A 25042-nucleotide genomic window follows, 5' to 3' on the forward strand; every position below is an offset into this window, starting at 1 on the left:
GACCGACGCTGGCGAGGCGACCCACGTGCCTAGGCGACCTGCGCGTTCTCCCCCAGCGGGAGTTGGTCGGCGTCGAAGCAGGTGCGGTCCCCGGTGTGGCAGGCGGCGCCCACCTGGTCGACCCGGACGAGCACGGTGTCGCCGTCGCAGTCCAGGGCCACGGACTTGACCAGCTGGATGTGGCCCGAGGTGTCGCCCTTGGCCCAGTACTCGCGCCGGCTGCGGCTGTAGTAGGTGCAACGGCCGCTGACCAGGGTGCGGCGCAGGGCCTCGTCGTCCATCCAGCCGAGCATCAGCACCTCGCCGGTGTCGTACTGCTGGGCGATGGCGGGGAAGAGCCCGTCGGCGTTCCGCTTGAGCCGCGCGGCGATCCCGGGGTCGAGCCGGGGGGCGGGGGTGCTGGACATGCCCCCATTCTGCCTCCCGCCCCGCGCCGCCCGCCGGCGGCCGCCGCGCGGTTACGCTGCGTTGTCAGTGGGAGGTCCTACTCTGGGGACATGTCTACCCATGCCAAGCGTGAACGCCTGTTGCTCGCCGACCTGTTGGAGTCCTCCGGGCCCGAGGCCCCCACCCTGTGCGAAGGGTGGACCACCCGTGACCTCGCCGCGCACCTGGTGGTGCGGGAGCGGCGGGCCGACGCGGCCGGCGGGATCGTCATCAAGCCGCTGGCCGCCCGGGGCGAGCGGGTGCGCGAGGAGTTCGCCGCCCGCCCCTACGACGAGTTGATCCAGCTGATCAGGACCGGGCCGCCCCGGGTCTCCCCGTTCGCCCTCAAGCAGGTCGACGAGGCGGCGAACACGGTCGAGTTCTTCGTGCACGGCGAGGACGTGCGCCGGGCCCAGCCGGAGTGGGAGCCGCGCTCGCTGGACCCGGTCTTCTCCGACGCGCTGTGGCGGCGCCTGGAGTCCTCGGCCCGGATGATGGGCCGCCGCAGCCCGGTCGGGCTGGTGCTGCGCCGGCCCAACGGGCAGACGGCGGTGGCCCACAAGGGCACCCCGGTGGTGACGGTCACGGGCGAGCCGGGCGAGCTGCTGCTCTTCGCCTTCGGGCGGCAGGACGCGGCGCGCGTCGAGTGCGAGGGTGAGGAGGAGGCGGTGGCGCAGGCCAGGTCCGCCAGGCTGGGGCTGGGCTGATGGCCGACCCGGCCCCTGAGCTGGCGGCCGGCGTCGCCCTGCCGGTGCCGGCGCCGGGCGAGCGCTGGTGCGTGGGCGCGGTGATCCTGGACGCGTCGGGCCGAGTCTTCGCCCAACGCCGTTCGCCGGGGCGGCGGTTGTTCCCCGACACGTGGGATCTGGTGGGCGGCCATGTGGAGGAGGGGGAGTCGCTGCTGGGCGCGCTCGCCCGCGAGGTGGCCGAGGAGACGGGGTGGCGGCTGCGGCGGGTGGTGCGCTCGCTGGGGGTGTGGACCTGGGTCGGGGACGACGGGCTCGGCCTGCGTCACGAGGTGGACTTCGTGGTGGAGGTCGAGGGGGACCTGGGCCGGCCGGCGCTGGAGTGGGACCGGCACCCGGAGTACGGCTGGTTCGGTCCTGCCGAGCTGCACCGGCTCAAGGAGCACAAGGTCTCCGCCGACCAGCTGGTGTACCGGGTGGCGGCGCGCGCCCTGGGCGCCCCCGAACTGCCGCCGGACGCCGAGCTGTTGGCGGCGCTGGCCGGGATGGACGCGGCGGGGCGCGGCTGGCTGGCCGGCCCCGGCGGGCTCGACCTCGCGCTGCGGGATGCGCCGCCCGGCCGGCCGGTGCCGCCGGCCGGGCCGCCGTTCGCGGGCCGGGCCGACGGCACGCGGTACCACCTGTCCGGGGGCGCGGTGCTGGCCGTCGCGGCGGACGGGCGGGCGGCGCTGGTGGCGGACACCCTGGGCGAGGCGGTGGAGTTGGCGTTGGGGCTGCCCCACTGGTGGCGGGCCGAGGGCGGCGCGCCGCCGCCGGGCCTGCCGCCGGTCGGCTGGCGGGGCATCGTGCCGGCCGCACCGGCGATCCTGCGGGCGCGGCTGGCCGACGCGGTCTCCCGCACCACGCCCGAGCTGGCCGCCGCCGTGGGCGGGCGGGCGGCGTAGGCGGGCGGGCGGCGTAGGCGGGTGGGCGCGCAGGGGTCGCGCGTGACGGGCGGTCTTCTCTCCCGCGCCGGCAGCGTGGTTGACGTCCCGTTCGATGGCCCGTGCGACGCCCCGGTGTTCCACGGCGGTTGACGCCCCGGTGAACACCGGCGGAAGGCTTGCCTTCCGGCCCGCACACCTCCCGTTTTCGGTCATACGTTTGCCTGGTGGACATCTTTCGGTGGGACGTCACCCTCACCGTCCTCGGTGTGGTGGTCCCCATCTTCGCCGCGCTCTACGAGTTCGTCTTCGTCGGCCGTAAACGTCTCGGCTACCGCGTGCAGATGGACACCGTCGCCAGCGACGAGGTGCACTCCTCCTACGCCGGCGCGCTCCAACGGCTGGAGCGGGACGGCGGCGACCCGCTGCTCGACCCGTCGTTCGTGCTGCTGCGCTTCGAGAACAACGGCGCCACCCACATCGACGAGAGCGACTACGCCGTCCTGGACGACGACCGGGTCGGCATCCGGGTCGCCTTCCCGGGCCGCCGGGTGGCCGGGCTGGTCGTCACCGAGCTGAGCCACGAGTATCTGCGGCCGTCGTTCGAGGGCGACTCCGGGCTGCACGTCAGGGACGGCGTGATCCAGCTGCCCCGGGTCCCGATGAACCGGGGCACGCACTACAAGGTGCTGGCCGCGCTGGAGCGCGAGGAGGGCGAAACCCGGGCGCCCGGAACGGAGTTCGCGCCCCCCAGGGTGATCGGCGGCATCAAGGGCGGCGTCGGCTCGGGCGACATCCCCGAGACCAGGAGCCGCACCGGGATCTCGCTGCCAACCGTCGCGCTGGTCTGCTTCCTGGTCGTCATCATCGTCACCCAGCTCGGCATCTCGCTCTCCGCCGACGACGAGAACGCCCCGCTGGACTGCGCCTCGGGCGAGCTGACCCTCACCGGCTCCACCGCGTTCGCGCCGGTGCTCGACGAGGCCGCCGACTCCTACGAGTCCAGCTGCCCCGACGCCGAGATCACCGTCGCCGCCGGCGGCAGCGCCCAGGGCCTGACCCAACTCGACCGCGCCGGCCGCGAACACCCCGACGGCCGCCCGCCGATGCTCGCGTTCTCCGACGGCGCGAAGGACGACGGCCATCCCCAACTCCTGCCGCGCCCCATCGCGTTCTCCCTGTTCACCCTGGTGATCAACGAGGACGCCGGGGTGCTGGACCTGACGCCCGAACAGCTGCGGGCCGTCTTCGACGGCCGGCTCACCAACTGGACCGAGCTGGGCGGCAACGACGTCCCCATCCGGCTGGTCGGCCGGCACGACGACTCCGGCACCCGCCGGGTCTTCCAACGCCAGGTACTCGACGGCGACCGCGAGCCGGCCAGCACCTCGGACAACTGCCGGGACCGCGACCCGGGCGCCGACGACCCGGTGATCCGCTGCGAACGGGGCTCCACGGACGACCTGTTGGACGCGGTCGCCGCCACGCCGGGCGCCATCGGCTACGCGGAACTGGGCGCGGCCCTGGAACGCGACGAGCTGCCCCGAGCGCGGATCGCCGGCCACGAGGCGTCCCTGGAGGCGGCCGACCACGACGCCTACCCGTTCTGGGAGACCGAACTTGCCTACACTTACGGCGAGTTGCCGGCAGACTCGCTGGCCGCGAGCTTCCTGCGCTACCTCACCAACCAGGTCGGCCAGGACCTCATCCGCGCCCACGGCCACCGCCCCTGCGCGGAACTCCAGAACCCGGTCCTGTGCCGGCCCCTGACGGACGACTGATTCAGACGACTGATTCAGGGGCACGACCGAGGAAGCGGGACAACGGTGCACCGGCGCAGTTCCACCACGGACTGCTGCGCGAGGAGGTAGGGCGTCTGGGGGTGGCCGTACGGAAGCGCGAGATCCTCGGGGTGGAGCCGCACACCTCCCTCGCCGGCTGGCAGCACAAGGCCGCCGAAGACGCCGTACGGCTGCGCCTTGCGCACCCTGATCGCAACGGGCGCGGTCAGGCGCGGGCACAGCCGCAGCGCCTCACCGGCACACGGCACACGGAGCGGCGACTTGGTGGACAGCGCCCCCTCCGGCCAGCCGGAAGGACAACCACCCTCCGCGTCGGTCAGCAGGAAGAGCCAGCCACGGGAAGTGCGACTGGCGGGACCGGCGCCGACCTGGCAGAGCTTGTCGAGCATGGCACGCCGCTGGCGCATCGGATGCATAGCGGGAAACTCCGGGCGCCCGCTTCCGGGAGCCTCGTCGAACCGGCACCAGAGCACACCGTTCCTGTCCCGGTCCGCAGGTCGTTCGTCCTGGTAGCCGATGCCCCGGCCGTCCCGGCGGGACGTCAGTGCCCCGAGGTGTGCGGACTCGCCGCTCCAGCGGACAACGAACGGCACCGGCAGTGAGCGCGGGCCCCAGCGAGTGAGATTCCCAGGGCGTCGAACGGTCGCCCCGCCGACGAACGGCCAGGCCCTCGTTGACCAGCAGCGTGAGCGCCCGGCGCGCGGTCTCCTTGGCCACCCCGTACTGCCGCGTCAGAGCCGGCTCGCCGGGGAACCGGTCCCCGGGCGCCAGTTCACCGGAGGTGACTCGGTCCCACAGCTCGTCGGCGATGCGTCGGGCGGTCTCGGTCATCGCGTTCCTCACTTCCCTAGGGTGGTGGTCGCCGCCCCCCTCGCACAGCCGCCCGCAGCCCCACGCCCAGGGCGTGGGGCGGTGTCTCCGCGCCCCCGCCCGATGAAGCGTTTCAGCCAACCGGAACGCTCCACTCCCCCGCCCGTTCGAGACCACGGACGGCGGGGCGGCCAGCCGGGTCCCGAGTGGGCGGCGTTGCCGCAGACCTCTTGACGGGAGCGAGTCGACGTTGCCAGACTCCGGGGACCCGAGCGCTCGCCGATACCCAGGGGGCGGGCGCGACGGGGCCCCCTTTCCCACGCTTCGCCGTGCCTATTTCCGGCCCTTAAATGAATCGATTCACGGCGGGCCTTTTCCGTTTTTGTTCACCGAGGTTCACCGAGCAAGGAGGCTCTTCGATGCCCAACAGGAAGACCGCGCTGAGAGGGCTCGCCGTGGCCCTGGCCGGCGCGCTCACGCTGACCGCCTGTGGCGGCGACGGCGGGGGCGACGACGGCGGAAAGGTCACCCTCCGGTTCACCTGGTGGGGCACCGAGGGCCGGGCCGACCGCTACCAGGCGGCCGTTGACCTCTTCGAGGAGCAGAACCCGGACATCACGGTGCAGACCAGCTTCGCCGAGTTCAACGACTACTGGACGCAGCGCAGCACCGACGGCACCTCCGGCGAGCTGCCCGACGTGATGCAGATGGACCTGTCCCGGCTGCTGGAGTACGGCAACGGCGGCCTCCTCTACGACCTCGGCGAGTTCGAGGGCGGGGTGCTGGACACCTCGACCATCGAGGAGGAGCTGCTGGCCTCGGGGCGGGCCAACGAGCAGCTCGTGGCCGTGCCCACCGGCACCAACGCGTTCGCCCTGTTCTACAACCCCGACCTGATCGAGGAGTTGGGCGTCGAACTGCCGGACTGGGACTACACCTGGGAGGAGTACCGGGAGTTCGTCCAGGCCGCGAGCGAGGCGGGCGCCGGCCTCGAACCCCGCGTCTACGGCGGCAACGACTACACCATGGTCTGGTGGATGTTCATGCTGCACCTGATCCAGCAGGGCATCGAGCCGTTCGCCGAGAACGGCGAGATGAACTTCACCGAGGACGACATGCGGGAGTTCGTCGCCTCGGCCGACCCGCTGCGGCAGCCGGAGAACATCACCTTCCCGACCTCCCGCACCGAGCAGCTGCTCCCCAAGAACGGGTTCACCTCCGGTGAGGTGCCGGTCGAGCTGAACTGGGACAACATGCTCAGCCAGGCGTCCCAGGACGCCGGCAGCGACAACCTCCAGCTGATGCCGCCGCCCTCGGGACCCGACGGTGAGAAGCACCTGTTCTTCAAGCCGACCATGCAGCTGGCGATCGGGGCGAACAGCGCGCACCCCGAGGAGGCCGCGATGCTGATCGACTTCCTGATCAACTCCCCGGAGGCCGGCGAGATCATCGGCACCGAGCTGGGCATCCCCGCCTCCCAGGAGCGGCTGGACTCCCTCCAGGTCGAGCCGGGCAGCACCGACGAGCGGGTCATCGAGTACGAGCAGCGGCTGCGGGACGAGGGCCATGTCACCGAGTCGGCCCCGTTCCACCCTGAGGGCTTCGGCGCCGTGGAGCAGGAGTACGTGCAGGTGTTGGGCAACGAGTTCGGCTACGGGCGGCTGAGCGTGGACGACTTCGTCGAGCGCTGGTTCTCCGAGGCCGGGAACCTGCTGATCACCTCCTGACCCTCCGGCTGCCGGGCCCGCGCCCGGCTCGGCAGCCGCCCGTTCCCCCGACGGTGCACGTCCCGTCGTCCCCGTCCTCCCGCCGACGTTCTGTCGGTCAGCTTCATTCGAAACTCGAACGGAAAACGTCCATGTCCCTCACCCAGCAGGCGTCCCGGGCCGCGCCCGGGGCCGGGCCCACGCGCCGGCCCAGCCCGCCCCGATCCCGGCGGCGGGCCGCCGAGACCCGGGCCGGTTACGCCTTCCTCGCGCCCTGGCTGCTGGGCTTCATCGCCCTGACCGCCGGCCCGATGATCGCCTCCCTCTATCTGGCCTTCACCGACTACCACCCGATCAGGGGCGGCAGTTGGATCGGCCTCGACAACTTCGACCGGCTCTTCGACGACCCGCGCTTCCTTGACTCGGTCGAGGTGACGTCGCAGTACGCCGTGATCGGCACGCCCGTCAAGCTGGCGGCCGCGCTGGGCGTCGCGATGCTGCTCAACTCCCGGCGACGCGGCCAGGGCACCTACCGTTCGCTCTTCTACGCGCCCTCGCTGATCGGGGCGAGCGTCTCGGTGGCCATCGTCTGGAAGGCGATGTTCAACGACCAGGGCATCGTCGACGACATCGGCCAGTTCTTCGGGATGCCGGCCGGCGGCTGGGTGGGCAACCCGGACCTGACGCTGCCGATGATGGTCCTGCTGGCGGTCTGGCAGTTCGGCGCGCCGATGGTGATCTTCCTGGCCGGGCTCAAGCAGATCCCCAACGAGCTGTACGAGGCGGCGCAGATGGACGGCGCTGGCGCGGTCCGGCAGTTCTTCAGGATCACGCTGCCGATGCTCTCGCCGGTGCTCTTCTTCAACCTGGTGTTGGAGACGATCAACTCGTTCCAGATCTTCGCGTCGGCGTTCATCATCTCCGGCGGGCAGGGCGGCCCGGCCAACTCGACGCTCTTCTACACCCTCTACCTCTACCAGCGCGGCTTCGGCCAGGGACAGCTCGGCTACGCGGCCGCCATGGCCTGGCTGCTGGTGATCGTGGTGGGCATCATCACCCTGATCTTCTTCAGGACCTCCAGGTACTGGGTCCACTACTCGGGGGAGGGCCGATGAGCACGGCGCTGCGACCTGACGGGGCCACCACCTCGGTGGCCGGGAACGACCGCGCCCGGCGGGCGGCGAACCGGCGGCGCGGGCGCACCCTCGGCTTCCATCTGGCCTCCTGGGCGCTGGCCCTGGTGGTGCTCTACCCGGGCGTGTGGATGCTGCTCTCCGCGTTCCGGCCGAGCAACGAGATCGTCGGCCAGACCGGGCTGATCCCCGACGAGACGACGCTGGACAACTTCCGCAAGGCGTTCGAGGGCATCGGCGGGATCTCGTTCTGGACCTTCTTCGGGAATTCGATGTTCCTGGCGGTGGCCTCGGTGGTCGGCGTCTGCCTGTCCTGCTCGGTCTCGGCCTACGCCTTCGCGCGGATCGAGTTCCCCGGCCGGAAGATCTTCTTCGCGCTGATGATCGGCACGCTGCTGCTGCCGTTCCATGTGGTGATCATCCCGCAGTTCATCATGTTCAACGAGATCGGCTGGACGGACTCGTATCTGCCGCTGCTGGTGGGGAAGTTCCTGGCCTGCGACGCGTTCTTCGTCTTTCTGATGGTGCAGTTCATGCGGAACCTGCCCCGGGAGCTGGACGAGTCGGCGCGGATCGACGGCGCGGGGCATCCGAGGATCTTCTTCTCCATCGTGCTGCCGCTGATGCGGCCGGTGCTGGCGACGGCGTCGATCTTCGCGTTCATCTGGAGCTGGAACGACTTCCTGGCCCCGCTGATCTATCTGCGCTCCCCCGACTCCTACCCGCTGCCGCTGATGCTGCGGCAGTACACCGACCAGACGACGGTCTCCGACTACGGCGCGCAGATGGCGGCCGCGGTGCTGGCGCTGGTGCCGGTGCTGCTGTTCTTCGTGCTCTTCCAGCGGTACATCGTCGACGGGGTGGCGACCCAGGGGCTCAAGGGCTGAGGGGGCGTGACGGGTGTGACGGGTGTGAGGAGTGGGACGGCGGTGAACGAGGCGGACGAGGCGCGGGGCGAGTCCTCCGGCGGCGCGGCTCCCGGCGGGCCGCCGGAGCGGTTCGGGCGGCTGGCGCTCTTCGGCGAGGTGGTGATCGTCGGCGTGGTGGTCGCGGTGCTGGCCGTTCCGCTGGTCACGCTGCTGCCCGCGCTGGCCGCCGGAGTCGCCCATCTGCGGCGCCAGTTGACCGGCCACAGTGTGCGGATGGCCGATCTGGCGCGGGACTTCGCCGTCGCGCTGCGGGAGCTGTGGCCACTGGCGGCCGGCGCGCTCGGCGGCGCGCTGGTGCTGCTGTGGAACCTGTCCCTGGCCCAGGCCGGGCTGGTGCCGGGGGCCGGCGGGCTGCGGGTGCTGACCTGGGCGCTGCTGCTGGCGCTCGCGGTCCTGCTGCTGCGGGTGGCCGGCGCCTGGCGCCCCGGGTGCGAACGGGCGGCGCTGCTGCGGGAGTCGGCGGAGCGCGCGGTGCGCGACCCGGCCGGCTCGACGCTGCTGGCCGTCGGGGTGCTGCTGTGTGGGGTCTTCGTGTGGATGCTGCCGCCGCTGGTGCTGCTGGTGGGCGGCCTGCTGTCGCTGGCCACGGTGGGCGTCGCGGCGCGGGCGGCGACGGCCTGAGGACCGGGGATGGGGACCGGGGCGGGCGGATCGTTCAGTTCTCCAGCCAGCGCCAGCAGATCGTGTAGCCGAGGTCGGGGAAGTCCTCGTTCCGCCAGGTCGCCCAGGCGTCCGGGCTACAGAACTCCGCGTCCGCATAGCGGCTGGTGCGGCCGGACACGTAGACGTTGGCGCGGTCGCAGTCGGTGAACGAGAAGGTGGGTGATTCGACCGAACCGGTCATCGCGAGGCAGGTGTTGAGTTCGGAACGGCCCGCGTCGTCCGGGTAGTTCATCCGCAGGCAGAGCCGGACGTCCAGCTCGTTCCCCCAGCCGGGCACCGTGAAGGAACGTCCGTGGTAGCCGGGCGTGTCACGGTCGCAGTCGTCCCAGGAACTCTCGTCCTCCAGCCGGTCGGCGACCGTGAAGTTGCCCGTCTGGCAGGAGGTCTCCTCCCACCGCGCGTCTTCGCCCGAGCCGCCGTAGACGCAGTCGCCCACGGCGGCGTGGTAGGCGCTGCCCGAGCCGTGCCGGTAGGCCAGGCACAGGGTGAGGCCGTGGCCGTCGTAACGGACGGCGCGGTCGAGTTCGGCGCCGTCCACATAGTCCGTGCAGTCCGCGCCGGCCGGGACGACCTCGCGCACCTCGAACACGCCATCACCGCAGCTCGCGGGCGCCAGGTCGGGGGCGTCCGGCGTTCCCGTCTCGGCGAAGCAGTCGCCCGCGGCGGCGTCCCCGACGGGGTCGGGCGCGTCGGGCTCGCGGGCGTCGCCGTCCGGGCCGGGCACCGGGTCCGGCACGGGGTCGGGTACGGGATCAGGTGGTGGATCGGCGGGGTACGTGGAGGTCTCGGAGGGGGCCCCGCCGCCGGTGCTCCCTCCCCCGCCGTCCCTACCGTCCTCGGCGAACGCGGCGAAGAGGGCCAGCAGGACGGCGACCAGGGCGATGGCGCAGCCGGCCCCGCCCCCGCCCCCGCCCGACCTGCGCCGAGGGGCCCCACCTCCCCCGCCGTCCCCGTGGAGCAGGCCACCGTCATCGACGAATCCGTCGTCACCACCGTCACTCACGACCGATCTCCTCCCCAGCGCCCCCGCGAACTCCCGGGCTCGGCACGGCCGTCAGGCCCCCGGGTCCATGGTCTCCGTCCCGCGCACGCCACGTCGAGAAGGCGGTACCTCGGGCCGACGCCGTTCTCCCGGCCGACGTTCCGTCAGGACGGGTCACCCGCCAGCACAGCCGGCCCAGGGACCCCACTACCGGCGCGAGGCCAACCCTCCGCCCGACCACCGAAGCGGGCGCTCCCGACGCCGGCCGCCGCCCAACCACCGGCCACTGCCCCGCCGCCAGGCGACGGCCGCCGTCCCGGTGCCGGCCCCCCGGGCCGGGACGGTCCCGGGGCCCGCCGCCAGGCGAACCCCCGTCCGTCAAGGCCCGGCCGGCCCCAGGCCACTGTGGGCGAGGATGATCCGCCGCAGTTCGCGCGCCGCCCTCGGCGGGGAGACGTCGCCCCGGTGGGCGAGCGAGATCGTGCGGTTGAGCCCCGGAGGGGCGAACCGCGTCGTCCGCAGCCCGGAACGTTCCGCGACCATGCTGGGCACCACCGCCACGCCGAGCCCGGCGCGAACGAAGCTCAGCACCGCGTCCATCTCGCCGCCCGCCACGCTGAAGCTCGGCTCGAACCCGGCCGCGTGGCACGCCGCCAGCGTCAACTCCCGCAGGTCGTACCCGTGTCGGAACATCACCAGCGGCCGGTCCCGCAGTTCCTCGATCGCGATCGGCCCGGCCGGCAGCGGCCCCCGTTCCACCGAACCCGAACCCGCACCCGCACCCGCACCCGCACCACCGGAGCCCGCCGCGCCCGAACCACCCGCGCCCGAACCACCCGCACCCGAGCCCGCGCCGGCGGGCGAGCCGCCCGCCGGCGGTGGCGAGATCACGACCAGCTCCTCGCGGAGCAGCTCCCGCGTGGCCAGCGCCGGCGCCTGCCCGGTGAGTGGGGTGATCACCAGCGCGAGGTCGAGTTCGCCGGCGGCCAGCGCGCGCACCAGGTCCTGGGAGCCGTCCTCGTGCACCAGCAGCTCGATCCCGGGGTAGCGGTCGCGGAAGTCGCGCAGCACGTCGGGCACCAGGCTGGCGCACAGGCTGGGCGGCGCGCCCAGCCGCACCCGCCCGCGCCGCAGCTGCGCGACCTCCTGCACCTCGCGGCGCGCGGTCTCCGTGTCGGCGAGGATGCGGCGGGCCAGCGGCAGCAGCGCCGTCCCGGCGTCGGTGAGCGAGATGTGGCCGCGCGCCCGGTGGAACAGCTCGGCGCCCAACTCCCGTTCCAGCGCGCGGATCTGCTGTGAGAGGGACGGCTGGGAGACGTGTTCCCGGCTGGCGGCCCTGGTGAAGTGCCGGGTCTCCGCCACCGCCGTGAAGTACCTGAGCTGCTGGAGCTGCACCGTTGCCTCCCTGGTCGGGGCCCAAGACCCCCCCGTTGATAGTCAGAGCCTATCGAAAGCACTTGATCTATGTCTTGGACCGATGCCGCCTCCCCTCCCTACCGTCGGGTGTCATGGCACTGGCGACGCGCACCGAACGCCGCCCACCGACCGTGGTGCGGTTGTGGCGTTCCACCATCGGCAAGAAGACGGTGATGGCCGTCAGCGGCGCGATCATGCTGCTGTACCTGGTCTTTCACATGCTGGGGAACCTCAAGGTGTTCTTCGGCCCGGACGAGATGAACGGCTATGCCCACTGGCTGCGCACGATCGGCGAGCCGGTGCTGCACCAGGAGTGGTTCCTGTGGCTGGCCAGGGTCGGGCTGCTGGCCGCCGTGCTCGCCCACGGCGTGGCCGCCTACCAGCTGAGCCGCCGCGACCTCGCGGCCCGACCGGTCGGCTACCAGCACCGGCGGGCCCGCACCAGCTACGCGACCCGCACCATGCGCTGGGGCGGCGTGATCCTCGCGCTGTTCGTGGTCTGGCACATCCTGGACCTGACCACCGGCCATGTGAACCCGAACGGGGAGCCGGGCCGCCCGTACGAGAACGTCGTGGCCACGTTCAACACCTGGTACGGCAACGCCATCTACGGCGTGGCGATGGTCGCCGTCGGGCTGCACATCCGGCACGGCTTCTTCAGCGCGGCCCAGACGCTGGGCGCCGGCTCGGCCACCCGGGACCGGGCGCTCCGGCTGACCGCGAACGGGCTGGCGCTGGTGTTGACCCTCGGCTTCCTCGCGGTGCCGATCGGCGTGATGACCGGGGTCGTGGAATGAGCGGCGGCGCCCTGCGGCGAACGGCGCCCCCGGCGGCGGACGGCGACGCCCCGGCGGCGAGCCGCGACGCCTTGCGAAGCAGCCGCGAGCCCGACGTGAGAGGACGTGAGACGGTGACCGAGACGACAGGGCCCGAGCCGGGCCCCGGCTACGCCGACTACCGGGTCGGCGCCCCGCTGGTCGAAGGGAAGGCGCCCGAGGGGCCGATCGAGGAGCGCTGGGCCAGGCGCCGCTTCGAGGCGAAGCTGGTCAACCCGGCGAACCGCCGCAAGTACACGGTGATCGTCGTCGGCACCGGCCTCGCCGGCGGGGCCGCCGGCGCGACGCTGGCCGAACAGGGCTACCGCGTCGTGCAGTTCTGCTACCAGGACTCGCCGCGCCGGGCGCACTCCATCGCCGCCCAGGGCGGGATCAACGCGGCCAAGAACTACCGCAACGACGGCGACTCGGTGCGCCGCCTCTTCTACGACACGGTCAAGGGCGGCGACTTCCGCGCCCGGGAGTCCAACGTGCACCGGCTGGCCGAGGTGTCGGTGGAGATCATCGACCAGTGCGTGGCGCAGGGCGTGCCGTTCGCCCGGGAGTACGGCGGGCTGCTGGACACCCGCTCGTTCGGCGGGGTGCAGGTCTCGCGGACGTTCTACGCCAGGGGCCAGACCGGGCAGCAGCTGCTGCTCGGCGCCTACCAGGCGCTCTCCCGGCAGATCGCGGCGGGCAACGTGGAGATGCATCCGCGCACCGAGATGCTCGACCTGATCGTGGTGGACGGCCGGGCGCGCGGGATCGTGGCCAGGGACCTGGTGACCGGCCGGATCGACACCTACTTCGCGGACGCCGTGGTGCTGGCCACCGGCGGCTACGGCAACGTCTTCTACCTGTCCACCAACGCCAAGAACTCCAACGCCACCGCGATCTGGCGGGCCCACCGGCGCGGCGCCTACTTCGCCAACCCGTGCTTCACCCAGATCCACCCCACCTGCATCCCGCGCTCCGGCGACCACCAGTCGAAGCTGACGCTGATGAGCGAGTCGCTGCGCAACGACGGCCGGATCTGGGTGCCGAAGGAGCGCGGCGACACCCGCGCCCCGGCCGACATCCCGGAGGAGGAGCGGGACTACTACCTGGAGCGGATCTACCCCTCGTTCGGCAACCTGGTGCCGCGCGACATCGCGTCCCGCGCCGCCAAGAACGTCTGCGACGAGGGGCGCGGCGTGGGACCCGGCGGGCAGGGCGTCTACCTGGACTTCGCCGACGCCATCGCCCGGCTGGGCCGGGAGGCCGTCGAGGCCCGGTACGGGAACCTCTTCGAGATGTACCAGCGGATCACCGACGAGGACCCCTACCGGGTGCCGATGCGAATCTATCCGGCCATCCACTACACGATGGGCGGGCTGTGGGTGGACTACGACCTGGCCACCACGATCCCGGGCCTGTTCGCGGTCGGGGAGGCCAACTTCTCCGACCACGGCGCGAACCGGCTGGGCGCGTCCGCGCTGATGCAGGGCCTGGCCGACGGGTACTTCGTGCTGCCGGCGACGCTCGCCGACTTCCTGGCGCGGCACCCGCACGACGAGGTGCCGGCCGACCACCCGGCGGTGACCGACACGGTGGCCGAGGTGACCGACCGGCTGTACCTGCTGCTCTCCAACAACGGCGACCGCTCCCCCGACTCGTTCCACCGGGAGCTGGGCGAGCTGCTGTGGGACGAGTGCGGGATGGCCCGCTCGGAGACGGGGCTGCGCAAGGCGCTGGAGCGGATTCCGGCGCTACGCGCCGAGTTCTGGCGGCGGGTGCGGGTGCCGGGCAGCGGCGCCTCGCTCAACCAGTCGTTGGAGAAGGCCAACCGGATCGCCGACTACCTGGAGCTGGCCGAGCTGATGTGCCTGGACGCGCTGCACCGCGCCGAGTCCTGCGGCGGCCACTTCAGGGAGGAGAGCCAGACGCGGGACGGCGAGGCCGAGCGCCGGGACGAGGAGTTCTCCTACGCCGCCGCGTGGGAGTTCACCGGCTCCGGCACCGCGCCCGTCCTGCACCGGGAGGCCCTGGAGTTCTCCTACGTTCACCCCACCCAGCGGAGCTACGCGTGAAACTCACCCTGCGCATCTGGCGCCAGTCGGGCCCCGAGGACCCGGGCGCGCTGCGGACGTACGAGGTCGACGGGATCACCCCGGAGATGTCGTTCCTGGAGATGTTGGACAGCCTCAACGAGGAGCTGATCGAACGCGGCGAGGAGCCGGTGGCGTTCGACCACGACTGCCGGGAGGGCATCTGCGGGGCGTGCGGAATGGTGATCAACGGCGAGCCGCACGGCCCGGACCGGACCACCACCTGCCAGCTGCACATGCGGCACTTCGAGGACGGCGCGACCGTGGACATCGAGCCGTGGCGGGCGGCGGCGTTCCCGGTGGTGAAGGACCTGGTGGTGGACCGCTCCTCGTTCGACCGGGTGATCGGCTCCGGCGGCTATGTCACGGCGCCGACCGGGAGCGCGCCGGAGGCGCACGCCACGCCGGTGCCGAAGGCGGCGGCGGACGTGGCGTTCGAGCACGCGGAGTGCATCGGCTGCGGGGCGTGCGTGGCGGCCTGCCCGAACGGCTCGGCGATGCTGTTCACCTCGGCGAAGGTCGTGCACCTCAACTCCCTTCCGCAGGGCGCCCCGGAGCGGGAGACCCGGGTGCTGGACATGGTGGAGACCATGGACGCCGAGGGCTTCGGCGGCTGCACCAACACGGGCATGTGCACGACGGTCTGCCCGAAGGGCATCCCGCTGTCGTCGATCTCCACCCTGAACCGCGAGTACCTGCGGGCCCTGCGCAGGGGCGCGTGACGCCCGGCCGGCACCGTTCCCGAACCCCGGGACCGGCGCCGGCCGAGGCGGCACGCCGCCGGCCCGGTCGTCAGCCCTTGACCGCGCCGCTGGCCAGCCCCGCGACATAGAAGCGCTGGAGCGCGACATAGAGCACCACGCAGGGCACCATCGCGATCACCGCGCCGGCCGCCAGCAGGCCGAAGTCGACCTGGCCGTAGGTGCCCTGCTGGAGGTTGGCCAGCGTCACCGGCAGGGTGTAGAGGTCCTGGTCGGTGAGGAATGTCAACGCGCCGAGGAACTCCGTCCAGGAGACCAGGAACGCGTAGAGCGCCACGGTGGCCGCGCCCGGGGTGACCAGCGGGCGGAGCACGGAGACCAGCATCCGCAGGGTGCCGGCGCCGTCCATGTAGCCGGAGTCCTCCAACTCCTGGGGCACGGAGGCGAACGCGTTGCGCATCACGAAGACGCCGAACGGCAGGTTGACCGTGGAGTAGAAGAGCACCAGGCCGAGCAGCGAGTCGGTCAGGCCCATGGTGTTCATCTGGAGGTAGAGCGGCGTGAGGATGGCCTGGAACGGGACCATCATGGTGAGCACCAGCACGCTGAACAGCCCGCCCCTACCGCGGAACGCGAAGCGTGCGAAGCCGTAGCCGGCGAGGGTGGCCAGCAGCGCGGTGAGCGCTGCGGTGGCCAGCGAGACCAGCAGGCTGTTGAGGATGGGGCGGGCGAGTTGGCCCTGGTCGAGCAGGGCGGAGAAGTTCTCCGTCGACCAGTCGAAGAACGTGTCCAGGGTGGGGCGTTCGACGATCACCGCGTTGGACTGGAGCGAGCGGGCCAGCGCGAAGGCCAGCGGCACCAGGAAGACGAGCGCGGCGCCGCCCCCGCCCAGCAGGTAGAGGGTCCGCTTCAGCCGGGGCTCGCTGTCCCGGCTGCCGGCGCGCGGAGAGCCTCTCCGCGCGGAACCCGCCCGCGCGGCGGGGCGGTTGGCGACGTTGGTGGTCATGTGGATCAGTCCCTCTCGCGGAACAGCCAGAACTGCACGGCGGTGATGACGGCGATGATCGCCACGAGGATCAGCGACATCGCGGCGGAGGCGCCCAGTTGGAGATCGATGAAGGCGCGCCGGTAGATGGACATCACCACGGTGGTGGTGTCGGAGCCGGGGCCGCCCTGGGTGAGGATGTAGAACTGGCCGAACGCCAGGAACGAGCCGATCACCGAGATGACGGTGGCCAGCACCAGGGAGCGGCGCACCATGGGCAGGGTGATGTGGCGCTCGGTGCGCCACCAGCCGGCGCCGTCCAGCTCGGCCGACTCGTAGATCTCCCTGGGGATGCCCTGCATGGCCGACATCAGCAGCACCATGGTGAGCCCCGAGGTGCCCCAGACGACCAGGACCACGATCAGCCCGGTGGCCAGCGGCCCGTCGACCAGCCAGGCGGTGCTGCCGTCGGTGATGCCGAGCGCGCGCAGCACCAGGTTGACGCCGCCGCTGTTGGGCTGGGCCTCCAGCAGCATCACGAAGCTGATGGTGGTGAGCCCGATGATGTACGGCAGGAAGAAGATGGTCCGCAGCAGCGTGGACCCGCGCCGGTTGGAGCGCACCAGCACCGCGAGCGCGTAGCCCAGCAGCAGGATCGGGACGGTGACGATCGCGGTGTACAGCAGGGTGTAGAGGATGGAACGGCCGAACACCGGGTCGGACCAGGCCAGTTCGTAGTTGCGCAGCCCGATGAACTCGTAGTCGCCGATGAGCGGGAAGTCCGTCATCGACATGTAGACGGCGACCACGAGCGGGGTGAAGACGAAGACCACCACGAAGAGCACGGCCGGCAGCACCAGCGCGAGCCCCGTTCTGGCCGGGTGGGTCAGCGATCCGGAGCGGCGCTCCGGTATGCGGGTCCTGTCGGTGGTGGTACTCACGCGTCCCCCTGTCGCAGGATCTCGTCGAAGCGGGGTTGGGCCGCCGCCAGCGCCCGGTCCACGTTCCCGCCGAAGACGGCCTCGCGGATCATGGCCAGCCAGGGGCCGTCGTTCTGGTTGTAGATGCGGGCGTAGGCCAGGGAGAGCGGCGCGTAGCCGGCGTCCAGTTCCAGCAGCGGGGGCGCCGCCAGCGGGTAGGCCGCGCGGAACTCGTCGGTGGCGGCGTCGGAGCGGACCGGGATGTAGCCGGTCTCGGGCAGCGCGGTCTGCTGCTCCAGCTCCAGGCAGAACCGCACGAACTCCCAGGCGGCGGACGGGTTGTCGGAGCCGTTCGGCAGGCAGAAGTTGGTGCCGCCGTCGAAGAACGAGCGCCCGCCCTCGGGCCCGGACAGCAGCCGGACGCCGCACTGGTCGAGGAGTTCGTCGGAGGCGTCGGGCGTGACGATGCCGAAGCCGCAGGGCATCATCCCGACCCGGCCGGCCTGGAACTGGGAGGCCCAGCGGGAGCCGTCGTCGGAGTCGATCGCCGGCGGGGTGAGGCCCTCCTCCCACAGGGCGCGGAGGAACTCCAGGGTGGCGCGGAGCGGTTCGTTGTCCACGATGTTGCCGCGCTGGTCGCCGATCTCGCCGGCGATCAGGTCGGTGCCGGCGGCCCAGACGTGGGGCTGGACGGTGAAGGCCAGCGCGCCGGCGGAGTTGCCGGGGAAGAACCAGCCGTGGATGTCGTCGCCGAGCGCGGAGACCGCGCGGGCCGCCTCAAGGTAGCCCTCGAAGGAGCCGGTGACCTGGTCGATGTCCACGCCGGCGCGCTCGAAGAGGCCGACGTTGCACCAGAGCGTCGAGTTGTCGGCGATCGAGGGGGCGCCGAAGTAGCGGCCGTCCCGCTCGACGAGGGCGAGGTGGCCCGGGCTGAGCCGGTCGCGGAACGGCAGCTCGTCGAGCAGCGGGGTGAGGTCGGCGAAGACGCCACGGGCCACGAAGAGCGCGGAGTTGATGTCGTCGATGTCCACCACGTCCGGCACCCGCCCGCCGCGGATGGCGGTGGCCAGCTTGGTGACAAACTGTCCGTCCGGAACGGGGGTGAGGTCGACGCGGATGCGGTCCTGGGCGGCGTGGAAGCGGTCGACGATCCGCTGGGCGGTGGGCAACAGGCCGCCGCGCGACCAGAGTTTGACCGTGCCGGACGGCTCGGCCTCGGTGAACTCCGGGCCGGTGACGTCGATCGGCGGTGGCGAGGTGGCGCACGCGCTGAGCAGCGCGCCGGCGGCTCCGGCCCCCATCAGCCTGAGGAACTGTCCCCGGGTGAGCCCCATCGTTGCCCCACTCTCTTCTCCCGGCCGTGTCGTCAGTGATGTCGTCCTGGGCGGCCGAAACCCGCTTCGGTCGGAGTCCTCGGAAATTCAGGAAACCGATGTCCGGGACCTTAGGAGCCACCCGCGAACCCCGTCAACCCTCTGTTTCACCTGGATATCGGGAATGTTCCCGGTCCCCAACCATCCCTGGACAGCGACCATCACGGCACTGCTACTGTTCGAAGGAACGAGCGGAAACTCGGAGGAATCATGAAGCGCGATGCCAGGCCCGAGGCCGGGCGCGACGCCAGGACCGTGCGCATCACCGATGTGGCACGCGCCGCCGGCGTCTCACCGAGCACGGTGTCCAAGGCACTCAACGACTCGGGCTCGCTGCGGGAGTCCACCCGCGAGCGGGTGCGCGCCGCCGCCGAACGGCTCGGCTTCGTCTCGGACGCCGGCGCGCGCGCCCTGTCCATGCGCCGCACGTTCATCGTCGGCCTGCTCTCCACGGACAACGTCGGCCGGTTCAGCCTGCCCGTGATGCTCGGCGCCGAGAACGCGCTCACCGTCGGCGAGATCTCCACCCTGGTCGCCACCGCCCCGAAGGGCTCGGTCCAGGAGCAGCACCATCTGCGCACCCTGGTCGCCCGGCGGGTGGACGGCATCATCGTCACCGGCAAGGCGACCGACCACCGGGAGCCCATCTCCGTTCCGGTGCCGGTGGTCTACGCGCTGGCACCGTCAACCGATCCGGACGACATGTCCGTCGTGCCGGACGACGCCGCCGGGATGCGGCTGGTGGTCGACCATCTGCGCACCCTCGGCCACCACCGGGTCGCCCACGTCGGCGGCCGGCCCGAACACCGCACATCCCAGGTGCGGTTGGCCTCGCTGCGCGCGGCACTGGACCAGGCCGGGATGGAGCTCGTCGGCGAACCGCTCCTCGGCGAGTGGAGCGAGCCGTGGGGGCGGCAGGCCGTCGACGTGCTGCTGCGCGCCGGCGGCGCCGAGCGGCCGCCGATGACCGCCGTGGTCTGCGCCTCCGACCAGCTCGCCCGCGCGGTGGGCGACCGGCTCCGGGAGCGCGGCGTCCGGGTTCCGCACGAGGTCGCCGTCACCGGCTATGACAACTGGCAGGTCATGTGGGAGGCCAGCCGGCCGCCGCTGACCACGGTGGACATGGAGCTGGAGACGCTGGGCCGCCGCGCGGCGGAACGGCTACTCGCCGCGATCACCGCCGATCCGGAGAACCGCTCCGCCGACCGAGGCATCGAACTCGTCCCACCCCGACTGGTGGTGCGCGGCTCGTCCCTGGCGGACGACTAGCGCGCCCCGGCCCCCTCAACACGAAGGACTCGATCAGCACATGGGTATCCGTCACACCCCGCTCGCCCTGGGCGAGATTCGACCCGCCGGCTGGCTGCGCCGCCAACTGCGGCTCCAGGCCGACGGCCTCACCGGCCGGGTGGAGGAGATCTGGCCCGACCTCGGCCCCGATTCCGGCTGGCTGGGCGGCCCGGGCGAGGACTGGGAACGCGGCCCCTACTACCTCGACGGTCTGGTGCCGCTGGCCCATGTGCTGGACGACGAGGCGCTGCGCGAGAAGGCGTCGAAGTGGATCGAGTGGATGCTGGCCAGCCAGCGCGAGGACGGCCAGTTCGGGCCCGGGTCCAACGACGACTGGTGGCCCCGGATGGTCGCCCTCAAGGTGCTGGTGCAGCACGCCGACGCCACCGGCGACGAGCGCGTTCCCGGCTTCCTCGCCCGGTACTTCGCCTACCAGCTGGAGCAGCTGCCCAAGCGGCCGCTCGTCGAGTGGGGCGCCGTCCGCGCCACCGAGAACGTGCTGGCCGCGCTCTGGCTGCACGCGCGCGACGGCGACCCGCGCTGGCTGGAGCTGGGCGAGCTGCTGCTGGAGCAGAACGCCGACTGGGTGGACTATCTGACGGGCGAGGACCTGATCACCGGGCCCGCCACGGTCTTCGCGCACCTCACCCACGGGCCCAACGTGGCCATGGGCCTGAAGGTGCCCGCCGTCCGCGCCCTCCTCGACGCCGCCGCCGGCCGTTCCCGCACCGCAACCGGAGACCCCGCCCGTTCCCGCTCCGCAACCGGAGACCCCGTCCGTTCCCGCTCCGCAACCGGAGACCCCGTCCGTTACGCCGAACTCACCGCCAGCCTGGCCGCGTTGGACCGCTGGCACGGCCAGGTGCACGGGATGTTCTCCGGCGACGAGTGGCTCGCCGGCCGGGAGGCGCACCACGGCATCGAGACCTGCCAGGTGATGGAGTACCTGTTCACCCTGGAGCAGTCCGCGCTCGCCTTCGGCGAGGGAACGCTCGGCGACCTCGCCGAACTGGTCGCCTTCAACCACCTCCCGGCCGCGTTCGACCCCGAGATGCGCGCGCACCAGTACCACCAGCAGGCCAACCAGATCGCCGCCAACATCGCCGAGCGGCGCTGGACCCTCAGCTCCGACGACGCCAACATCTTCGGCCTGGAGCCGCACTTCGGCTGCTGCCTCGCCAACATGCACCAGGGCTGGCCCAAGTTCGTCGCCTCCCTGTGGATGCGGTCGACCGGGGACAACGGCCTGACCGCGTTCGCCTACGCGCCCAGCACGCTGCGCACCACGGTGCACGGCACCGAGGTCACCGTCGAGCAGACCACCGACTACCCGTTCGAGGAGACCGTCCGCCTCGACCTGTCGGTCTCCGCGCCGGTCCGCTTCCCGCTGCGGCTGCGCGTGCCCGGCTGGTGCCGGGACGAGGCGACCCTCACCGTCGACGGCGAACCGGAAACCCTCTCCGCCGGCGCCGACGGCTACGCCGTCCTCGACCGCACCTGGTCCGGCGGCGAACGGATCGAACTCACCCTCCCCATGCGGCTGCGCAAGGAGCGCCGCGAGCGCGGCGCGCTCGGCCTCCGCCTCGGCCCGCTGGTGCTGGTCGCGGCGCTGCCGGAGTCCTGGCGCCCGCTGCCGAACGCGCGCGGCCTGGGCGAGTGGGAGGTGCTGCCGCTCTCCTCCTGGAACTACGGCCTCTACCTCGGCGACGGGCTGGACAGCTGGCCGATCGAACGCGCCCCCGTCCCCGAACTGCCCTTCGGCAACCGGGACGTAGCGGTCACCGTGCGCGGCCGGGGCGCGCGGCTCTACTCCTGGCGCGTCGAGGAGAACTCGGCCGCCGTCCCGCCGGACAGCCCCGTTCCCGTCGGTTCCCCCGTCGGCGACCTGCGCCTGGTCCCCTACGGCTGCGCCCGCATCCGGCTGGCCGAACTCCCCACCGTCCTGCCGGCCAACCTCGACGCGCCCTGACACCACCCGGTGGGGCGGGCCGGTGTCAGCCACCCGCCCCACCACACCGGCCCGCCCCGGCTCGGCCGATCCGGCATCGCCCTTCGCTACCATCCCCAAGGGGGTAAACCAGGACAAAACACCAGATATTCGAGACACGAAGTGAGGGCGCATGACGCCATCGCGACCAGCACCACGACGCACCCTCCCGGGCCGGCACGCCGCACGGGCCCTGCTCGTCGGGTTCCTCACCGTCCTGCTGACCCTCGGCGCGATCGGCGCCGCGTCGGCCCGGATGGACCCGACCGCGCGGCGCGGCGACCCGGCCGGGCCCTTCACCGAGGCGACGATCGTCGACACCGGCGACGGCCAGGCCGTTTCGGCGTTCGACGCGCCCGAGGGCTTCGACCCGCTGGCCGGCTACCCGGCCGGCGTGCCCGACGGCTCCACGCCCAACGCGGTCGCCTACGCCGGCACGATCGAGATCCAGGACACCCAGGGCAGAACGGGCCTGACCTACTGCATCAACCTGGCCGTCGACACCCAGGCCGGCGTGCACTACGAGTTGGGCGAGTGGTCCGAGACCAACGTTCCCCACCTCGGCTATGTCGAGTACATCCTGGTCAACTACTTCCCCACCACCGACGAGCCGGCCGGCGCCGCCAACGACGCCCAGCGCGCGGCGGCCGTGCAGGCGGCCATCTGGTTCTTCACCGACAACCTCGTCCTGGCGACCGACAGCCCGGTCCGCCCGCTCACCGAGGCGATCGTCGCCGACGCGCTGGCCAACGGGCCCGGCCAGGAGCCGGCGCTCCCCGAGCTGTCCGTCACCCCACAGCAGGCGGGCGTCCCGGACACCGGCGAACTGGTCGGCCCGTTCCAGGTCTCCAGCGACGGGCCCGCCACGTTGACCACCGTCGGCGGCGTCGAGGTCTTCACCGACCCCGACGGCACCAACCAGCTCCAGGACGGCGACGAGGTCGCGCCGGGCACCGAGCTGTGGGTGCGCAGCCTCTCCGAGGAGACCCCGCAGGGCTTCGTCCTGGAACGCACCGCCACCGCGCTGGTCGGCAGCGCGCTCCTCTACGACGGCAGCAACATCGGCCTGGAGCAGGCCCAGACCCTCGTGCTGGCGCGCGAGACGGACCTGACGGTCCGCGCCGGCGCGGAGCTGCGGCCCTACCCGGCGGGCGGGCTTGAGGTCACCAAGCGCATCGCGGGCAAGGGCGCGGGCCTCCAGGGCGAGATCGTGGTCGAGGTGGACTGCGACGACCAGAACCCGGACACCGACCTCGACCAGCACCACACCCTCACCTTCGACGCCGGCACCCCGGCCGGCGACCACCCCCGGCTGATCACCGGCATCCCGGTCGGAAGCCTGTGCACCGTGACCGAGCCCGAAACGGGCGAGAACGCGCGGGCCCGACTCGTCGGCGACCCCGTCATCGAACCGGCCAGCGTCACGATCACCGCCGACAGCACCCAGTCCGTTCTGGTCACGGACGAGTACGCCAAGAAGAAGAAGAAGGACAAGAAGTAGCACCGGAAGCTCCCGGTGACCGCTGGCACGGTCACCGGGGGCTTCCCCGTGCCGGCGTCAGGCCCAGGCGCCGGCCTGCGCGGCCTCGGTGGCGTAGGACTCGAAGGAGATCGGCTCGCGGCCCAGGACCTCCCGGACCCCGGGGGCCGGCTCAGCGAGGTGGCCGGAGCGCATCGAGTCGAAGATCGCGCCGAGTTCGGCGGCCGCCTCCGCCGGCACGCCCTCGGCCGCCAGCTCCGCCTGGTACTCCTCGGGCGTCAGCTCCACGAAGCGGATCTCCCGTCCGGCCGCCCGCGCGATGGTCGCCACCGCCTCGTCGAAGGTCAACGCCCGTGGCCCGGACACGTCATACGCCCGGCCCTGGTGACCGTCCTCGGTCAACAGCGCGGCCGCCACGGCCGCCACGTCCCGGGTGTCGACGAACGGCTCCGGCACCCCGCCCGTGGGCAGCGCGAGCCGGCCGGCCAGCAGCGGCGGGCGCCAGTAGTCCACGTCGAAGTTCTGGTTGAAGTTGTTGGCCCGGATGATCGACCACTCGACGCCCGACTCGCGCACCGCCAACTCCCCGGCCGCCACCGAAGGGAACCTCGCGGCGCCCACCCCCGGCGGGTAGCGGTCCATCCCCCGCCCGGAGAGCGTCACCAGCCGCCGCACCCCGGCGTCCACGGCCAGACGGGCGAAGTCCCGCGTCGCCTCGGGACCGCCCGGGATCAGATAGACCGCCGCCGCCCCCTCCACCACCGCCGGCCAGGTGTCCCGGTCGGACCAGTCGAACCGCACCTCACCCGAGCGGGACGCCGGCCGCACCGCGTGCCCGGCGGCGCGCAGCTCGCGCACCAGCCACCGCCCGGTCTTGCCCGTGCCGCCCAACACCACGATCTCGTCGTTCTTCTCGTTTGCCATGGTCCCAAGTCAAGTCGCCCGGCGCGGCGTTGGGCATGGCCGACGGTACGCGGAACATGTCCGGCCGTCCGACCGTTGACCTGCGAGATGGACCCCTACGACGAACTGCTCCGCGGCGTCCGGACGGACCAGGTCCGCTTCCGGCGCGTCGAGTTGTCGCCGCCGTGGACGCTGCCGTTCGACGCCGAGGCGTCCCTGACGCTCGTCACGCCGCTGGGCGGCGAGGGCTGGATCGAGGGCGACGGCGCGCCGCGCCGGATCGCCGTCAACGACACGGCGGTCGTCCGAGGCCCGGGCCGCCTCCGGCTGACGGACCGTCCCCGGGCCGGCGGCTCCCCCGCGACGGCCGGCCCGCCGGGGCCGACGGTGCTGCTGGTCGGCACCTACCGGGTGTGGGGCGAGGTGTCGCGGCGGCTGCTCGACCTGCTGCCGCCGGTCGTGACGGTGCCCTGCCAGGACGGCTGCTCCTCGCTGCTGGACCTGCTGAACGACCAGGTAGCCGACGGCCGCCCGGGCCGGGACGCGGTGCTGGACCGGCTGCTCGACTGGCTGCTGGTCTGCGTGCTGCGCGGCTGGTTCGACCAGCCGGCCGCCGCCGACGCCAACTCCCCCGCCCTGCTGCGGGCGTTGAGCGACGAGGCGGTGGGCCCCGCGCTGCGGGCCATGCACGCGGCGCCCGCCGAACCCTGGACGCTGCTCGCGCTCGCGCGGGAGGCGGGCGTTTCGCGCACGACCCTGGCCGGCCGCTTCACCCGGCTGGTGGGCGAGCCGCCGCTGGCCTACCTCACCGAGTGGCGGATGGCACTGGCCGCCGACCTGCTGACGGAGTCCACGGCGCCGCTGGCCTCGGTGGCCCAACGGGTCGGCTACGCCGACGCGTTCGGCTTCAGCACGGCGTTCAAACGCCTCCACGGCATGAGCCCCAGCGCCTACCGCGACTGCGTCCGCAGCCCGGAGTGCCAAGCGGAGAAGCGGCCCGGTTAGGACCGGGTGGGAGACCGTTT

The 25042-nt window shown here is 72.3% G+C and carries 22 protein-coding genes and 1 pseudogene; 14 read left to right on the forward strand and 9 right to left on the reverse strand.

The window, feature by feature from the left end:
• Window positions 1-29 precede the first annotated feature (29 nt).
• Window positions 30-407 (reverse strand): phosphoribosyl-AMP cyclohydrolase, encoded by a 378-nt coding sequence (gene hisI / locus FH609_RS07700; protein WP_139666495.1) that lies wholly within the window; start codon window positions 405-407, stop codon window positions 30-32.
• Window positions 408-497: 90 nt separating this feature from the next.
• Between hisI and FH609_RS07705 the strand changes: the two genes are divergently transcribed.
• The 3 genes from FH609_RS07705 to FH609_RS07715 all read left to right on the forward strand — a co-directional run bounded on the left by FH609_RS07705 (window position 498) and on the right by FH609_RS07715 (window position 3816).
• On the forward strand, window positions 498-1133 hold the full coding sequence (locus FH609_RS07705) for a TIGR03085 family metal-binding protein (RefSeq protein WP_139666494.1): 636 nt from the start codon (window positions 498-500) through the stop codon (window positions 1131-1133).
• Window positions 1133-2056: an NUDIX hydrolase gene (locus FH609_RS31535; protein ID WP_226961481.1), complete on the forward strand. Its 924-nt coding sequence runs from the start codon at window positions 1133-1135 to the stop codon at window positions 2054-2056. The genes FH609_RS07705 and FH609_RS31535 overlap by 1 nt, the downstream gene beginning before the upstream one ends.
• Before the next feature lie 206 nt (window positions 2057-2262).
• Window positions 2263-3816, forward strand: a complete 1554-nt coding sequence (locus FH609_RS07715) for a PstS family phosphate ABC transporter substrate-binding protein (protein WP_139666493.1) — start codon at window positions 2263-2265, stop codon at window positions 3814-3816.
• Window positions 3817-3830: 14 nt separating this feature from the next.
• Here FH609_RS07715 and FH609_RS30965 read toward each other — a convergent pair whose 3' ends face one another.
• Window positions 3831-4226: a hypothetical protein gene (locus FH609_RS30965; protein ID WP_193317818.1), complete on the reverse strand. Its 396-nt coding sequence runs from the start codon at window positions 4224-4226 to the stop codon at window positions 3831-3833.
• A gap of 265 nt (window positions 4227-4491) precedes the next feature.
• Window positions 4492-4668, reverse strand: a pseudogene (locus FH609_RS07720) (GntR family transcriptional regulator); the annotation flags it as partial.
• Between the two features lie 398 nt (window positions 4669-5066).
• Between FH609_RS07720 and FH609_RS07725 the strand changes: the two are divergent.
• From FH609_RS07725 to FH609_RS07740, 4 genes are all read left to right on the forward strand, one after another.
• Window positions 5067-6374, forward strand: coding sequence for an ABC transporter substrate-binding protein (locus tag FH609_RS07725; RefSeq protein WP_193317806.1), 1308 nt, complete (start codon window positions 5067-5069; stop codon window positions 6372-6374).
• Between the two features lie 131 nt (window positions 6375-6505).
• On the forward strand, window positions 6506-7468 hold the full coding sequence (locus FH609_RS07730; RefSeq protein WP_139666491.1) for a carbohydrate ABC transporter permease: 963 nt from the start codon (window positions 6506-6508) through the stop codon (window positions 7466-7468).
• On the forward strand, window positions 7465-8373 hold the full coding sequence (locus tag FH609_RS07735; RefSeq protein WP_139666490.1) for a carbohydrate ABC transporter permease: 909 nt from the start codon (window positions 7465-7467) through the stop codon (window positions 8371-8373). Before FH609_RS07730 ends, FH609_RS07735 begins: the two co-directional genes overlap by 4 nt.
• Window positions 8374-8415: 42 nt before the next feature.
• Window positions 8416-9036 (forward strand): hypothetical protein, encoded by a 621-nt coding sequence (locus FH609_RS07740; RefSeq protein ID WP_139666489.1) that lies wholly within the window; start codon window positions 8416-8418, stop codon window positions 9034-9036.
• A 34-nt stretch (window positions 9037-9070) separates the two neighbouring features.
• Here FH609_RS07740 and FH609_RS07745 read toward each other — a convergent pair whose 3' ends face one another.
• Complete coding sequence (locus tag FH609_RS07745) at window positions 9071-10081, reverse strand: hypothetical protein (RefSeq protein WP_139666488.1); 1011 nt, start codon at window positions 10079-10081, stop codon at window positions 9071-9073.
• Between the two features lie 357 nt (window positions 10082-10438).
• Window positions 10439-11455: a LysR family transcriptional regulator gene (locus tag FH609_RS30970; protein WP_193317805.1), complete on the reverse strand. Its 1017-nt coding sequence runs from the start codon at window positions 11453-11455 to the stop codon at window positions 10439-10441.
• 113 nt (window positions 11456-11568) lie between these two features.
• On the opposite strand from FH609_RS30970, the gene FH609_RS07760 reads away from it, so the two are divergent.
• The 3 genes from FH609_RS07760 to FH609_RS07770 all read left to right on the forward strand — a co-directional run bounded on the left by FH609_RS07760 (window position 11569) and on the right by FH609_RS07770 (window position 15100).
• Entirely contained in the window at window positions 11569-12273 is a 705-nt protein-coding gene (locus tag FH609_RS07760) for a succinate dehydrogenase cytochrome b subunit (RefSeq protein WP_139666487.1), read from the forward strand.
• 113 nt (window positions 12274-12386) lie between these two features.
• Window positions 12387-14360 (forward strand): fumarate reductase/succinate dehydrogenase flavoprotein subunit, encoded by a 1974-nt coding sequence (locus FH609_RS07765; RefSeq protein ID WP_226961482.1) that lies wholly within the window; start codon window positions 12387-12389, stop codon window positions 14358-14360.
• A complete protein-coding gene (locus tag FH609_RS07770) occupies window positions 14357-15100 on the forward strand; it encodes a succinate dehydrogenase/fumarate reductase iron-sulfur subunit (protein WP_139666485.1) in 744 nt (247 codons plus the stop codon). Before FH609_RS07765 ends, FH609_RS07770 begins: the two co-directional genes overlap by 4 nt.
• A gap of 70 nt (window positions 15101-15170) precedes the next feature.
• Here the strand turns inward: FH609_RS07770 and FH609_RS07775 are convergent, their stop codons facing one another.
• Genes FH609_RS07775 through FH609_RS07785 form a run of 3 tightly spaced genes read right to left on the reverse strand, consistent with a single transcriptional unit; the run spans window position 15171 to window position 18318 of the window.
• Window positions 15171-16085, reverse strand: coding sequence for a carbohydrate ABC transporter permease (locus FH609_RS07775; protein ID WP_139666484.1), 915 nt, complete (start codon window positions 16083-16085; stop codon window positions 15171-15173).
• Window positions 16086-16090: 5 nt separating this feature from the next.
• Window positions 16091-17005: a carbohydrate ABC transporter permease gene (locus tag FH609_RS07780; protein WP_139666483.1), complete on the reverse strand. Its 915-nt coding sequence runs from the start codon at window positions 17003-17005 to the stop codon at window positions 16091-16093.
• Window positions 17002-18318 carry an ABC transporter substrate-binding protein gene (locus FH609_RS07785; RefSeq protein WP_139666482.1) on the reverse strand — a complete coding sequence of 439 codons (1317 nt, stop codon included), beginning with the start codon at window positions 18316-18318 and terminating at the stop codon, window positions 17002-17004. Before FH609_RS07785 ends, FH609_RS07780 begins: the two co-directional genes overlap by 4 nt.
• 249 nt (window positions 18319-18567) lie before the next feature.
• Here FH609_RS07785 and FH609_RS07790 point away from each other — a divergent pair, with 249 nt between their 5' ends.
• The 3 genes from FH609_RS07790 to FH609_RS07800 all read left to right on the forward strand — a co-directional run bounded on the left by FH609_RS07790 (window position 18568) and on the right by FH609_RS07800 (window position 23135).
• Window positions 18568-19626, forward strand: coding sequence for a LacI family DNA-binding transcriptional regulator (locus FH609_RS07790; protein ID WP_139666481.1), 1059 nt, complete (start codon window positions 18568-18570; stop codon window positions 19624-19626).
• 40 nt (window positions 19627-19666) lie between these two features.
• Window positions 19667-21616: a beta-L-arabinofuranosidase domain-containing protein gene (locus FH609_RS07795; protein ID WP_139666480.1), complete on the forward strand. Its 1950-nt coding sequence runs from the start codon at window positions 19667-19669 to the stop codon at window positions 21614-21616.
• Between the two features lie 151 nt (window positions 21617-21767).
• A complete protein-coding gene (locus FH609_RS07800) occupies window positions 21768-23135 on the forward strand; it encodes a DUF5979 domain-containing protein (RefSeq protein ID WP_139666479.1) in 1368 nt (455 codons plus the stop codon).
• A 57-nt stretch (window positions 23136-23192) separates the two neighbouring features.
• Here FH609_RS07800 and FH609_RS07805 read toward each other — a convergent pair whose 3' ends face one another.
• Window positions 23193-24038, reverse strand: a complete 846-nt coding sequence (locus FH609_RS07805; protein ID WP_139666478.1) for an NAD(P)H-binding protein — start codon at window positions 24036-24038, stop codon at window positions 23193-23195.
• An 87-nt stretch (window positions 24039-24125) separates the two neighbouring features.
• Between FH609_RS07805 and FH609_RS07810 the strand changes: the two genes are divergently transcribed.
• On the forward strand, window positions 24126-25022 hold the full coding sequence (locus tag FH609_RS07810; protein WP_139666477.1) for an AraC family transcriptional regulator: 897 nt from the start codon (window positions 24126-24128) through the stop codon (window positions 25020-25022).
• Window positions 25023-25042: the final 20 nt, after the last annotated feature.

Origin of the sequence: Streptomyces sp. 3MP-14 (assembly GCF_006334905.2) — a bacterium.
Taxonomy (GTDB): Bacteria; Actinomycetota; Actinomycetes; order Streptomycetales; family Streptomycetaceae; genus Streptomyces; species Streptomyces triticirhizae.